Below are 11,718 nucleotides of genomic sequence, written 5' to 3' on the forward strand. Positions count from 1 at the left end.
CGAGGACGTCGCCGAGAAGATCAAGGGCGAGGTCAAGGAGCTGGCCGAGAAGTACCCCCTCTACCGCGACCGGGAGCTGTAGGCCGGAACAAGCTGAGTGTTCGAAGCGCTGTAAAAGGGTCGCCCGACGGGGCGACCCCTGTTCGTTTATTCCCCGGGTAATGGACTTATTCGTAGAAGAAAAACTCGGTCATCCGCTCGGAGACAAGGCTGAATTCGGCATAAGCTATCCTGTCGAAACCGATGCTGTACAGGTCGATCCTGGTCGTTTCATCCCCGGTGCAACTGACGGAATAGAATACATCATCGGTCTTGCCGCTAACGCGGCGGTAGCAATCGGAAGCGAAACCGATGAAGGCGGCGATTTGCTCACTCGACGGTTCCGTGACACCGGTAAAGCGATGAAAAAGACGGCCGTAAACGTAGTCTCGGATGATTAAGTAGTCCCCGTTCCGATCTATCTGCAGCTCGATTAAACGGTAACGGGTTGAGAAAAAGGCATCCTCGTCCGTTGTCTCCATGAGCAATTCGAACAGCCAGCCACCAGTCGCGATTTCCCTGGAATAAGATCCGTTGGCATCCAGGTATTGACTGTAATAATCAATGATGAGGGGGTCCCTTAGGTTCAGGTCGGTGATGGCCTCATTCAAGCAGCCGCGGGCCCAATCATAATCGCCGTTGGTCTGCTCGACCTCCGGTCCGAGAAACTCGCAGCCGCCGAACAACAGGGCGGACAGTATGAGCGGAGCGAGTCTAAAGAATATCGATTTCATAAATCGTCCCACTGTCGGCTCCCAGTTCGATCTCCGCCAGGTACTCACCCTCAAGACCGATGCCCGAATAGAGTACCAGTTCCACAGTCGGTTCTTCTTCGTAGCTGTGTTTAACCTCGTAGCTGTAGAGGGTGTCATCTTCGCGTCCGGTCAGATAGCGGTAGGTCTCGGAGGCTTGGCTCAACCAGCGTTGGACGGAGGCGTCATCGTATGCAGGGAGGGGCCCCCTGATCCAGCCGCCGCTATAGGTATGTGTATCGATCTGCCCTTCGGCGTTGACCTTAATATAGAGTTTTGTAAACGCATATTCATAACAGATTGTGATATTGCTGACCGTGCAATCGGGCTCTAAGTAGCCTCGATGGTCAACATATGAGGCGTAGAGAGCTATGATAGTATAGTCCCCGCCCAACTCCCTCTCGGCGACGGCGTCGGCGATTCCCCGGGCCCACTCCAGGCCGTGGCGGTCGCCGAGGTGGCTTTCGGTCAGCAGATCGCAGCCGGCGAGCAGGACCGCCGAGACGATTACTAGCCCGATTACTAGCCCGCTGACTGGAACGTTGACCGGGCCGCTACCGGCAACTCTCGTGCTGCGCCACTGCATGATTTCCCTTTGTCCTATGACGCTGGTATTATAAGCTCCCGCTGTGCGGCTGGCAAGGGAAGAAGGGGCATGGCCGAGAGAATCGACAGCTTCGTGGCCCTGGACGTGGAGACGACGGGGCTGGACCCGTCGCGGCACGGCATCGTCGAGCTGGCCCTGGTGCGCTTCGTCGCGGGGGTGGAGACGGCGAGTTGGCAGAGTCTGCTGCAGCCGGGTTTGGAGATGCACCCGGACGCCGTGGCGATCCACGGGATCACGGTAACGGACCTGGCCGGGGCGCCGCGCTTCGCCAAGGTGGCGGCCGAGGTGTTCGACTTCATCGGCGCGGGGCCGTTGTTGGCCTACTACGCGCGGTTCGATTACGGTTTCCTGCGGGCGGCGGTACGGCCGCTGGAGCGCTCCATCCCGCCGCTCAAGGATTGGCTGGACCCCCTGCCCCTGGTGCGGCGGCGGTTGGGCCGGGGTCGGGCGCGGATGGCCTACGCCTGCCGGCACTACGGCATCCCCCTCGAGGGTGCCCACCGGGCCCTGGCCGACGCCCGGGCGGCGGGCCGGTTGTGGCTCAAGCTGCACGAGGGCTAACTTTACTCGACGGCCGCGCCTGGGGTATCATTTCTTTTGCGACCCACCAGCATCTGGAGACGAGATGGCCAAGCGCTTCATCACCCGTACCGGCGAGTGGCCGGATCAGCCGCGCAAGGCGAAGGAGATAATTAAGCTCCTCGACGAGGGCGAGCTGACGCCGCGGACCGAGGTCTTCGACGAAGCCGCCCAGGACTGGCGGCCCCTGACCGAGGTCGAGCCTTTCGCCGAGCATCTACGCCGTGAGGAGGAGCTGCGGCAAACGCTCAGTCCGGAGGAGTTCGCCAAGCGGAAGAAGTTCCGGCGGCCGGTGCGGTATGTGTTGACGGGGCTGGGGATCATCATCGTCTTCGTTGCCGTGGCCTTCGCGATGGCCACGCTGTTCGAATCCTTCGCCGAGGGGCTGGGCGGCCTGCCCGAGGCGCCTTCGGGTGACGCCGAGCCGCTGTGGCGTTTCGCCGTCGGCGAGGCCGTCGGCGGCAGCCCCTGTTACTACGACGGCGTGGTCTACTTCGGCTCCCAGGACGGGAGTGTCTACTGCGTCGACGCCGTGAGCGGCGAGGGGCTGTGGCGCTATGACACCGGCGGGCCGATCATCGGCGAGGTGCTGGTCGTCGACGGCCGGGTCTACGTCGGCAGTTGCGCCAACGGGGTCTGGTGCCTGGACTCCGCCACCGGTGAGCGCCTGTGGACCTTCTACACGGGCTTCTACGTCGGCGGCGGTGTGCACTTCAGCGACGGCCGGTTGTACTTCGGCTGCTACGACCATAACGTCTACTGCGTCGACGCCGTCGACGGCGAGGAGGTCTGGCGCTTCAAGACCGGGGACTGGGTCTTCGCCACGCCCTTCGTCGCCGGAGGACGGGTCTTCGTCGGGTCCTACGACGATCACCTCTACTGCCTGGAGGCCGATACCGGGCGGGAGATCTGGCGCTACGAGGTCGGCGGCGATATCAAGAGCTCGCCCTACGTCTGGCGCGACAAGGTCTACTTCGGCGCCGACGACAGTCGCCTCTACTGCCTGGAGGCCGACTCCGCCGAGCCGGAGCTGCTGTGGCGTTTCCGCGATCCGGAGCTGTGGAACTACATCCGTTCCCGGATCGTGGTCTTCGACGGCCGGGTGTTCTTCGGCTCGCTCAACAACCAGATCTACGCCGTCGACGCCCTGACCGGCGAGCTGCTCTGGCGCCACAAGACGACGAACACCGTCGAGGCCGGCGGTCTGGTGGCCGGCGAGCTGGCCGACGGGCGGGAATTCGCCGTCGGGCACTCCCACCGCCGCCCGACCGTCGACCGGCCGGAGGACATTGAGCCGCGCTCGGCCTATCTCTACATTGGCAGCGCCAACAACAGTCTCTACTGCCTGGACGTGGCCGACGGCTCCCTGGCCTGGTTCTACGCCACCCAGGGCCACGTGCTGACCGACCCCGACTTCCACGACGGCGTGGTCTACTTCGGCAGCCAGGACGGCCACCTGTACGCCGTGCGCAGTTATCCCGAGCTGGAAGCGGACTAGCCGACGCAGGTCGTTCGGCGAAGTGGAAGCGGGCCGTCCGGGCCCTCGGGTTGCAGTCGTCGGGGCCTTGCCATTGCGGCGGGTCTCGGTTAACATTCGCTCTCGCTTCACCGGTCTTCATCTCTTCTCCAACCGTAACGAAGGAGGCTGCTATGTCCGATGCGCGGGCCAATCCCGCCCCGCTGGGTCTGATGGGTTTCGGTATGACCACGGTGCTGCTCAACATCCATAACGCCGGGCTGTTCGGCGCCGGGGAGTCGATGGGTGTCATCCTGTCCATGGGCATCTTCTACGGCGGTCTGGCGCAGATCTTCGCCGGTATCATGGAGTTCCGCAAGGGCAACACCTTCGGCACCACCGCCTTCACCAGCTACGGTCTGTTCTGGATCAGCCTGGTCTGTATCGTTCTCTTCGGCGGCGAGTGGGGCAACTCGACGGGTTTCATGGGCTGGTATCTGTTCATGTGGGGCCTGTTCACCTGCTACATGTGGACGGCCACCTGGAAGAAGAACCGGGCCCTGCAGGTCGTCTTCCTGACCTTGACGGTGCTGTTCTGGCTGCTGGCCGTCGGCGACTGGTTCCAGCTCGAGCTGGTGACCCGCATCGCCGGTTTTGAGGGCATTCTCTGCGGCCTGTCGGCCATCTACCTGGCCGCCGCCGAGGTGATCAACGAATCCAAGGGTCGGGTGGTTTTACCGATCGGCAACGTCGCCGATTAGACTCCGGCGCACTTGATGCAACCACGGGAGGGCCGCGGCTCTCCCGTGGTTTATGCCACACAACCGCCTTGAAGACGAGGGACTTGCGAAGAGTATCACCTCTTGGTAATATGTCCACAGTGTCATATTATGCTGTGTTCATGATGTATTCAGGGAGGTTTGATGGAGCGTGTGCGCATTGCCGCGGCCGAGTTCCTCGGCACCTTCGTCCTGGTCTTTCTGGGCTGCGGGGCGGTCATCACGGCCCTGATCGTCGGTGATTCGACGGCCCTGGACTACGCCGGTCTATTGGGGGTCGCTGTGGCTTTCGGCCTGGCGCTCTACGCCGGCATCCATGCTCTGGGGCCGATCTCCGGCGCCCACTTCAATCCCGCCGTCAGCATCGCCCTGGCCCTGGCCGGGCGGGTCGACTGGCGCCGGGTCCCCCTCTATGTCGTCGCCCAACTCTTGGGCGCCCTGGCGGCCTCGGCGGCCCATCTGGCCCTCGTCGGCGGTCTGGAATACGGTCTCGGACAAACCGTCGTCGGGGAGTTCGGGCTGCCGGCGGCCCTGGTCAGCGAGTTCGTCCTGACCCTGTTGTTGACCCTCGTCATCCTGGCCGCGACGGCCCGGGGCCGCGAGGTCAAGCTGGGCGCCTTCCCCATCGCCTTCTACCTCACCGCCGCCTCACTGGTGGGCTTCCCCTTCTCGGCCACCTCGCTCAACCCGGCCCGCAGCCTGGGGCCGGCCCTGTTCGTCGGCGGCGCGGCCCTGGAGCAGATGTGGCTCTACGCCCTGGCTCCGCCGGCCGGAGCCGCGGCGGCCGCGCTGATCTGGCGTCTGTTGCGCTCCCCCGCGCCGAAGAGGCGTATCGCCGGCATCCCCGAGCCGCCGCTTTGAGCTGACGACGCCGCGGCCGGTTTGTTACAATCGGGGCCGATGAGTTCCGCCGCGGCGGAGACAACCTCGCCCACCCGCAGCGCCATCCCAAACCCGATCAACTGCCGACACCCAACGGCGTCGCTCCGGCCCGCCCAGCCGCCGGAAGACGCCGCGCCCCGCCCCGCCGGAGGTGCGATCCATGCTCACCGACGCCTTCCAGCAGCTCCTCGAGCACCGCCTGCAGGAAACCCGTGACCGGGGGCTCTACAAGGAAGAGCGGGTGATCACCAGCCGTCAGGGCGCCCGGATCGAGGTCCGGGACGCCCCCGAGGTGCTCAACTTCTGCGCCAACAACTATCTCGGCCTGGCCGGTGACCCGCGCCTGGTCGAGCGGGCCAAGGCCGTCCTCGACGAGCGGGGTTATGGGATGGCCAGTGTGCGTTTCATCTGCGGCACTCAGGACATCCACCGCGAGCTCGAGGGCAAGGTGGCCCGCTTCCTCGATAAAGACGACGCCGTTCTCTACTCCAGTTGCTTCGACGCCAACGGCGGCCTGTTCGAGACCATCCTCTCCGGCGAGGACGCCGTCATCTCCGACCAGCTCAACCACGCCTCGATCATCGACGGCATCCGGCTCTGCAAGGCCAAGCGCTTCCGTTACGAGCACATGGAGATGCAGGACCTGGAGCGCAACCTGATCGCCGCCCGCGAGGCCCGCAACAAGCTGATCGTCACCGACGGCGTCTTCAGCATGGACGGCGAGATCGCCCCGCTGAACAGGATCTGCGAGCTGGCCGAGCGCTACGGCGCCCTCGTCGTCGTCGACGACAGCCACGCCACGGGCTTCTTCGGCCCCACCGGTCGGGGAACTCCCGAGCATTTCGGTTGCTCGGAGCGCGTCGACATCGTCACCTCGACCTTCGGCAAAGCCATGGGCGGGGCCTCGGGCGGCTTCACCGCCGGACCCGCCGTAATCGCCCAGGCCCTGCGCCAGTTCTCGCGGCCCTACCTGTTCTCCAACTCCGTGGCCCCGATGATCGTCGGCACCACCATCGCCGTCGTCGATATGCTCGAGGAATCCAGCGAGTTGATCCGACGCCTGGACCACAACCAGCGCCGCTTCCGCCGCGCCATGACCGAAAAGGGCTTCAATATCATCCCGGGGGCCCATCCGATCGTGCCGGTCATGCTCTACAACGCCCGCCTGGCCACCCGGATGGCCGACGAACTCCTCGAGGAGGGGATCTACGTCATCGGTTTCAGCTATCCCGTGGTGCCCAAGGGACAGGCCCGTATCCGCGTCCAGCTTTCCGCCGCCCACACCGACGAGCAGCTCAGCCGGGCCATCAACGCCTTCGTCAAGATCGGTGACAGACTCGGCGTCCTCGGCCTGGGCAAGGACGAGATCATCGAACGCTTCGGCCTCTGAGCCGGCGGCGAAAAACCCGCCGTGCTTGACGACGAGCACACGGCTTCTCTCTGCGCCGGAACCGGCACGGTTTTTGCAGCTCGGCGACGCTCGAGCGTCCGGCGGGCGTCGCCTCCGCAAAAACCGTGCCGGTTCCGGCGGTCGGGCTTGGGGCGGGGGCGGCGGTTTTTGGACGGCGGGTTTTTCGCCGCCGGCGTCTTGCCAGACCGCGGCTCAGGATATAAGATAGGGCGCGATGGAGCTAGAGACCAACACCGTCGGACCCCGCAGGACGCTGTCGCTCTGCACGGGTTGTGATGCCTGTGTGCGGGCCTGTCCGGCCGCGGCCTGGCTGGCTACCAGCGAGCGACCGCTGCTGCGCCCCGAGCGCTGTACGGGCTGCGGGGTGTGCGTCGCGGCCTGCCCCGAGGGGGCGCTGGCAATGACGAGTGGGGACGGGGATTCATCGACCTGAGCAACAACCAACCGCCGTGGAGGTCGCCCGGTGAAATACGTCGGTTACGTTCTGGCCGTAGTACTGGTCTTCTTCGGCATCATCTTCCTCTGGAGCGCCTTCGGTCCCCACGCCAAGCAGCCCTACACCCGTCTGTTCGGCGGCATCGGCACCCTGGGCGTGGGCATCGTCGTAATGGTGCTGACCGCCCGTTGGGCGGCCAGGAAGCGCAAGGAGGAAGCCGGTACGGTCACCATCGAGCAGAAGGTCGACCTGACCGGTGACATCCACGTGGAGAAGCTGCGCTGCGAGAGCTGCGGCGCGCCGCTGGACAAGAACAGCGTCAGTGTGAGAGCGGGGGCGGTACACATCGACTGCCCCTACTGCGGCACCAGCTATACCGTCGAGGAAGAGCCCAAGTGGTGAGTCGGGACGACCCGGGAGAGGAAGCACAAGCATGCGCTTCATGATCGCCGAGTACTGGTGGATCATCGTCGTCGTTTTCGGCGTTTCGATCCTGATGCGGCTGTTGATACGCGGCCTGCGCAATCGTACCGGCGGCGGGATGATGCGCAAGGATCGCCGCTGTGGACCGCCGCGCTACGAAGAGCGACCGTCGACCGCGCCGGGCGGGACCCGGGAGAAAACGGTTCACCGCGGCACCACGGAGGCCCTGGTCTGCGAGCGTTGCGGCGCTGGTCTCGACGACGACGACCTCACCGAGCGCAGCGGGTTGCTGGTCGTCGATTGTCCGTACTGTAAAACGAGTTACACCCTGGGGGAGATGAGCTAGATGGTCAAGGGGCTGGTCTTCGGCGCGATCCTGATCGCCGTCGGTGTACTGGGAATCGCCTTCCAGCCGATCATCGGTGTCGGCGGCATCGTCGTCGGGCTGGCGGTGATCGTGATCACGATCCGTTACCGTCACGTGTTAAAAGGTCCGCCGCCGAACTATCAACGACCGGAGAGCAATCTCGACATCCATCACAAGCCGGAGATCGACGACCGTCTGCCCAGCCGGCGTTATTGAGTTCCCTTTTCCGGGTTGGATAGGCCGAGCCGCTGTAGCTCAGTTGGCCAGAGCACTCGACTTGTAATCGAGCGGTCGTCGGTTCGACTCCGACCAGCGGCTCCATCCCAGAAAAAACCTTGCACATTCCCCCGGGCCTGTCCTATAATTCGCCCTCGCGACAATCATCCGACGGCGGGGTTCCCGAGCGGCCAAAGGGAACAGACTGTAAATCTGTCGGTGAATGCCTTCGAAGGTTCGAATCCTTCCCCCGCCACCATCACCTCTGGTCCTTATCCGCACCCGGGCCGTTTGTCCAGCAGTTCAGACACCCGGTGATCGGTCGCCCGGCGATTACGGCAGCGGCGGCTCTTTTTTCACCTTCGATCAAGCCCCACGATAAGCAGTTGTCAGCTTAGGACGCAGTTCCCGGCGGGAATAGCTCAATTGGTAGAGCATCAGCCTTCCAAGCTGAGGGTCGCGGGTTCGATTCCCGTTTCCCGCTCCAGTTCGCTCAAGCGGCTCTAATCGGACCCGCGAGCCGATCTGTCAGGCCCGCGGGTTGGCTTCCCGCCCCCGCTCCAGTTCCCGCCCCCGCTTCCAGTTCGCTCAAGCGGCTCTAATCGGACCCGCGAGCCGATCTGTCAGGCCCGCGGGTTGGCTTCCCGCCCCCGCTCCAGTTCGCTCAAGCGGCTCTAATCGAACCCGCGAGCCGATCTGTCAGGCCCGCGGGTTGGCTTCCCGCCCCCGCTCCCAGGGGGCCGGTTTAGTCAGGCGGCACGAGGGTCAAGAACGGCAGCCGTCAGCCAGGCGTTTGAGCGCCCCGGGCCGTGCTTGCCCGGTACCGCGCCAGACCTTTGAAAAACGAATGCCGCCCAACGAGCTGGAGCGTGTCGGCCGGAACCGGCACGCTTCTTGCGGAGGCCGACCCTTGCCGCCGCGCCAACGGTCGCCGAGATGTTAAAGCGTGCCGGCCCGGCGCTTTGGGCGGCGACAACGCCGGGAAGTTGCCGAAGACCTCGATTTTTCAAAGGCCTCCCGCTGATGAGCGTCGTTTGGAACGACACAGCGGTGTATTAACGTCTCGCCGGGACGGCCGACCAACTCGACGATTCATTAGGGGTTGCGTTACGGACCGGCGCTATGTATAATACCCCCGCTCCGTCGGCCAAGCCGACGCGTTTGACGCTTAAAACCTTACGCCAAGCGGGCCCTCGTAGCTCAGTCGGTAGAGCACCTGCATGGTAAGCAGGTGGTCACCAGTTCAAGTCTGGTCGAGGGCTCCACATTCTAAAGAGAAGACGGTATGGCCTCCAACCGCGACATCATCGCCCTGCGTTGCGAGGAGTGCAAGCGCAAGAACTACACCCTGACCAAGAACAAGAAGAACGTCAAGGGTAAGATCGAGCTGCGCAAGTACTGCCCGCACGACCACCGGCACACCCTGCACAAGGAAACCAAGCCTTAGCGAGGCCGCCGTTTATCGGTTTACCGTAGGCCAGTAGCTCAATTAGGCAGAGTAGCGGATTCCAAATCCGTTGGTTGGGGGTTCGATTCCCTCCTGGCCTGCCACCTTTCGGGGCTGAATACCGGACGTGCGCCGGTGCCGATGGGGACCGGCCGTCGCCTTTAACGACAGCGGTTCGGCACATCCGCCCGTGCGAACCTGCACTTCTCGGGGCTGAATGCCGGACGTGCGCCGGTGCCGATGGGAACCGGCCGTCGCCGTTAACGACAGTGGTTCGGTACATCCGCCCGTGCGAACCTGCACTTCCGTGCGAACCTGCACTTCAAAGGCAAAGGACGGCGCGACCCGGACTCGTCGTCGGAGGCTCCGGCCGCGCGGCTCCAACCGTAAGCAGGCGCCGCCCGCAGGGACGGCGTCTTATCGCCTCAGCTCATTTACTCCCGACCAACCGAGGAAATTGGGATGTTTAAAAAGATCGGTCGCTTCCTGCGCGAGACCTGGGTCGAGCTCTCCAAGGTCACCTGGCCGAGCCGCAGCGAGGTCATCTCCTCGACCATCGTTATCCTGGTGATGTGCACGATCATGGCCGTAATCATCGGTTTCTTCGACTACGGTCTGACCAAGCTCATCGACTGGATCCTGAGTCTGCGCTGATGACAGATAAAGACGACAAGTCCGCGGATCCCCGGGACGACGGCGTCGAGGATAACGACGCCGCGGAAACCGACGAGACCGCCGAACCGGACGGCGCTGAACAAAAAGGCGCCCAGCCCGCCGATCGCACCCCGTCGGGCAAGCGGTTGGCATGGTTCGCCGTTTACGTCTACTCGGGGCACGAACGCAAAGTGATGGGCAACCTCAAGCACCGCATCGAGGTGGGCGGTCACGAGGACCTCTTCGGCGAGGTCATCGTTCCCATCGAGGAAGTCACCGTCCAGCGCGGCGGTCGCAACACCAAAACCAGCCGGCCCTTCTTCCCCGGCTACGTCCTGTTTCAGATGGTGGCCCGGGACCACGATCTGGAGAAGGCCGACGACAAGGATTTCATCAACGCCACCAACCTGGTGCTCAACACCCCGGGCGTTCGGGGCTTCGTCGGCGGTCGGCGCGACCCGGCCCCCCTCGACGACACCGAGATGGCCCGGATCATGCACACCGAGGAATCCTCCGAGGAGCAGGTCGAGGAGATCCCCTTCCGTCCGGGCGACCACGTCTCGATCACCGAAGGGCCCTTCGCCAACTTCGACGGAACCGTGGACGAGGTCATTCCCGAGCGGCACAAGGTCAAGGTTTCGGTGACGGTTTTCGGCCGGGCCACCCCCGTCGAGGTCGACGTCACCCAGCTGCACAAGATCTAGCGGCGCTCGGTGGGCGCCGACGCCTTCAGCAAGGAAAATCACGATGGCCAAGAAGAAAGTCAAAGCGGTCGTTAAGCTGCAGTGTCCCGCGGGAGCGGCCACCCCGGCCCCGCCCGTCGGCCCGGCCCTCGGGCAGTACGGCATCAACATCGGTGAGTTCTGCAAGGCCTTCAACGCCCAGACCGCCGACCAGGCGGGATTGATCATCCCCGCCGTGATCACCATTTACGCCGACCGCAGCTTCAACTTCATCCTCAAAACCCCGCCGGCGGCCGTGCTGATCAAGAAGCAGGCCAAGCTGGCCAAGGGTTCCGGTGAACCCAACCGCGAGAAGGTCGGAACCATCAACATGAAACAGCTCAGGGAGATCGCCGAGATCAAGCTGCCCGACTCCAATTGCCAGACCATCGAGGCCTGCATGGAGATGGTGGCGGGCACCGCCCGCTCGATGGGCGTCGAAGTGATCGACTAACCTGACGGTCTGGGCGGCCGAGATCGCCCGAGGAGCGAGATGGCGAAAGGAAAACGCATCCGGGACCTCAAGGCGCGCCTGCCCGAGGAGCCCACGACCCTGCGCGGCGCCCTGGAGCTCTGCAAGGAGCTGGCCACGGAGAACTTCGACGCCAGCGTCGAGGTGGCCGTCCGGTTGGGCGTCAACCCGCGCAAGTCAGAGGAGAACATCCGCGGCACCTGCCCGGCCCCCGCCGGCCTGGGCACCGACGTCAAGATCCTGGCCTTCGTCTCCGGCGACAAGCTGGCCGAGGCCAGGGAGGCCGGCGCCGATCTGATCGGCGACGAGGAGATCGTGGCCAAGATCCAGGACGGCTGGGCCGACGTCGACAAGGTCGTCGCCACCCCGGATCAGATGAAGAACATCGCCAAGCTGGGCCGTTTTCTGGGACCCAAGAAGCTGATGCCCTCCCCCAAGGACGGCACGGTTACCCAGGACATCGGCCAGACCATCCG

The 11,718-nt window shown here is 64.2% G+C and carries 16 protein-coding genes and 5 tRNA genes; 19 read left to right on the forward strand and 2 right to left on the reverse strand.

Going from position 1 to position 11,718, the window contains the following annotated elements; genetic code table 11:
- Nucleotides 1-167 precede the first annotated feature (167 nt).
- Together GF399_09745 and GF399_09750 are read right to left on the reverse strand one after the other, a co-directional pair.
- Nucleotides 168-773 (reverse strand): hypothetical protein, encoded by a 606-nt coding sequence (locus GF399_09745; GenBank protein MBD3400602.1) that lies wholly within the window; start codon nt 771-773, stop codon nt 168-170.
- A complete protein-coding gene (locus GF399_09750; protein ID MBD3400603.1) occupies nt 754-1,377 on the reverse strand; it encodes a hypothetical protein in 624 nt (207 codons plus the stop codon). The genes GF399_09745 and GF399_09750 overlap by 20 nt, the downstream gene beginning before the upstream one ends.
- Nucleotides 1,378-1,446: 69 nt before the next feature.
- On the opposite strand from GF399_09750, the gene GF399_09755 reads away from it, so the two are divergent.
- The 19 genes from GF399_09755 to GF399_09845 all read left to right on the forward strand — a co-directional run.
- The gene (locus GF399_09755; protein ID MBD3400604.1) at nt 1,447-1,959 is read left to right on the forward strand and encodes a hypothetical protein; all 513 of its coding nucleotides are present in this window, start codon (nt 1,447-1,449) and stop codon (nt 1,957-1,959) included.
- Nucleotides 1,960-2,023: 64 nt separating this feature from the next.
- The gene (locus GF399_09760) at nt 2,024-3,475 is read left to right on the forward strand and encodes a PQQ-binding-like beta-propeller repeat protein (GenBank protein ID MBD3400605.1); all 1,452 of its coding nucleotides are present in this window, start codon (nt 2,024-2,026) and stop codon (nt 3,473-3,475) included.
- Between the two features lie 152 nt (nt 3,476-3,627).
- On the forward strand, nt 3,628-4,194 hold the full coding sequence (locus tag GF399_09765) for a hypothetical protein (GenBank protein MBD3400606.1): 567 nt from the start codon (nt 3,628-3,630) through the stop codon (nt 4,192-4,194).
- 162 nt (nt 4,195-4,356) lie between these two features.
- Nucleotides 4,357-5,073 (forward strand): aquaporin, encoded by a 717-nt coding sequence (locus GF399_09770; GenBank protein MBD3400607.1) that lies wholly within the window; start codon nt 4,357-4,359, stop codon nt 5,071-5,073.
- Between the two features lie 181 nt (nt 5,074-5,254).
- Nucleotides 5,255-6,484, forward strand: a complete 1,230-nt coding sequence (gene kbl / locus GF399_09775; protein MBD3400608.1) for a glycine C-acetyltransferase — start codon at nt 5,255-5,257, stop codon at nt 6,482-6,484.
- Nucleotides 6,485-6,719: 235 nt separating this feature from the next.
- Nucleotides 6,720-6,938, forward strand: a complete 219-nt coding sequence (locus GF399_09780; GenBank protein MBD3400609.1) for a 4Fe-4S dicluster domain-containing protein — start codon at nt 6,720-6,722, stop codon at nt 6,936-6,938.
- A gap of 30 nt (nt 6,939-6,968) precedes the next feature.
- On the forward strand, nt 6,969-7,343 hold the full coding sequence (locus GF399_09785; protein ID MBD3400610.1) for a hypothetical protein: 375 nt from the start codon (nt 6,969-6,971) through the stop codon (nt 7,341-7,343).
- Nucleotides 7,344-7,374: 31 nt separating this feature from the next.
- Nucleotides 7,375-7,710 (forward strand): hypothetical protein, encoded by a 336-nt coding sequence (locus tag GF399_09790; protein MBD3400611.1) that lies wholly within the window; start codon nt 7,375-7,377, stop codon nt 7,708-7,710.
- On the forward strand, nt 7,711-7,947 hold the full coding sequence (locus GF399_09795) for a hypothetical protein (GenBank protein MBD3400612.1): 237 nt from the start codon (nt 7,711-7,713) through the stop codon (nt 7,945-7,947).
- 28 nt (nt 7,948-7,975) lie between these two features.
- A tRNA-Thr gene (locus GF399_09800) sits at nt 7,976-8,052 on the forward strand.
- Between the two features lie 68 nt (nt 8,053-8,120).
- Nucleotides 8,121-8,206, forward strand: a tRNA-Tyr gene (locus GF399_09805).
- 152 nt (nt 8,207-8,358) lie between these two features.
- Nucleotides 8,359-8,434 (forward strand) — tRNA-Gly (locus GF399_09810).
- A 702-nt stretch (nt 8,435-9,136) separates the two neighbouring features.
- Nucleotides 9,137-9,212: transfer RNA gene (locus tag GF399_09815), tRNA-Thr, on the forward strand.
- Nucleotides 9,213-9,232: 20 nt separating this feature from the next.
- A complete protein-coding gene (gene rpmG / locus GF399_09820; protein MBD3400613.1) occupies nt 9,233-9,394 on the forward strand; it encodes a 50S ribosomal protein L33 in 162 nt (53 codons plus the stop codon).
- Nucleotides 9,395-9,421: 27 nt separating this feature from the next.
- Nucleotides 9,422-9,498: transfer RNA gene (locus tag GF399_09825), tRNA-Trp, on the forward strand.
- Nucleotides 9,499-9,856: 358 nt separating this feature from the next.
- Nucleotides 9,857-10,048 carry a preprotein translocase subunit SecE gene (gene secE / locus GF399_09830; protein ID MBD3400614.1) on the forward strand — a complete coding sequence of 64 codons (192 nt, stop codon included), beginning with the start codon at nt 9,857-9,859 and terminating at the stop codon, nt 10,046-10,048.
- Entirely contained in the window at nt 10,048-10,752 is a 705-nt protein-coding gene (nusG, locus tag GF399_09835; GenBank protein MBD3400615.1) for a transcription termination/antitermination factor NusG, read from the forward strand. The genes secE and nusG overlap by 1 nt, the downstream gene beginning before the upstream one ends.
- Nucleotides 10,753-10,795: 43 nt before the next feature.
- Nucleotides 10,796-11,224 carry a 50S ribosomal protein L11 gene (rplK, locus tag GF399_09840; protein MBD3400616.1) on the forward strand — a complete coding sequence of 143 codons (429 nt, stop codon included), beginning with the start codon at nt 10,796-10,798 and terminating at the stop codon, nt 11,222-11,224.
- A gap of 39 nt (nt 11,225-11,263) precedes the next feature.
- A partial coding sequence (locus tag GF399_09845; GenBank protein MBD3400617.1) for a 50S ribosomal protein L1 occupies nt 11,264-11,718 on the forward strand: 455 nt, incomplete at its 3' end.

It is taken from the genome of Candidatus Coatesbacteria bacterium (assembly GCA_014728225.1).
GTDB lineage: Bacteria > RBG-13-66-14 > RBG-13-66-14 > RBG-13-66-14 > RBG-13-66-14 > WJLX01.

What these genes read in the sequence shown, in the direction of transcription:
- GF399_09745 (MBD3400602.1), bottom strand. Translation starts at nt 773, where the DNA reads ATGAAATCGATATTCTTTAGACTCGCTCCGCTCATACTGTCCGCCCTG.
- GF399_09750 (MBD3400603.1), bottom strand. Translation starts at nt 1,377, where the DNA reads ATGCAGTGGCGCAGCACGAGAGTTGCCGGTAGCGGCCCGGTCAACGTT.
- GF399_09755 (MBD3400604.1), top strand. Translation starts at nt 1,447, where the DNA reads ATGGCCGAGAGAATCGACAGCTTCGTGGCCCTGGACGTGGAGACGACG.
- GF399_09760 (MBD3400605.1), top strand. Translation starts at nt 2,024, where the DNA reads ATGGCCAAGCGCTTCATCACCCGTACCGGCGAGTGGCCGGATCAGCCG.
- GF399_09765 (MBD3400606.1), top strand. Translation starts at nt 3,628, where the DNA reads ATGTCCGATGCGCGGGCCAATCCCGCCCCGCTGGGTCTGATGGGTTTC.
- GF399_09770 (MBD3400607.1), top strand. Translation starts at nt 4,357, where the DNA reads ATGGAGCGTGTGCGCATTGCCGCGGCCGAGTTCCTCGGCACCTTCGTC.
- kbl (MBD3400608.1), top strand. Translation starts at nt 5,255, where the DNA reads ATGCTCACCGACGCCTTCCAGCAGCTCCTCGAGCACCGCCTGCAGGAA.
- GF399_09780 (MBD3400609.1), top strand. Translation starts at nt 6,720, where the DNA reads ATGGAGCTAGAGACCAACACCGTCGGACCCCGCAGGACGCTGTCGCTC.
- GF399_09790 (MBD3400611.1), top strand. Translation starts at nt 7,375, where the DNA reads ATGCGCTTCATGATCGCCGAGTACTGGTGGATCATCGTCGTCGTTTTC.
- GF399_09795 (MBD3400612.1), top strand. Translation starts at nt 7,711, where the DNA reads ATGGTCAAGGGGCTGGTCTTCGGCGCGATCCTGATCGCCGTCGGTGTA.
- rpmG (MBD3400613.1), top strand. Translation starts at nt 9,233, where the DNA reads ATGGCCTCCAACCGCGACATCATCGCCCTGCGTTGCGAGGAGTGCAAG.
- secE (MBD3400614.1), top strand. Translation starts at nt 9,857, where the DNA reads ATGTTTAAAAAGATCGGTCGCTTCCTGCGCGAGACCTGGGTCGAGCTC.
- nusG (MBD3400615.1), top strand. Translation starts at nt 10,048, where the DNA reads ATGACAGATAAAGACGACAAGTCCGCGGATCCCCGGGACGACGGCGTC.
- rplK (MBD3400616.1), top strand. Translation starts at nt 10,796, where the DNA reads ATGGCCAAGAAGAAAGTCAAAGCGGTCGTTAAGCTGCAGTGTCCCGCG.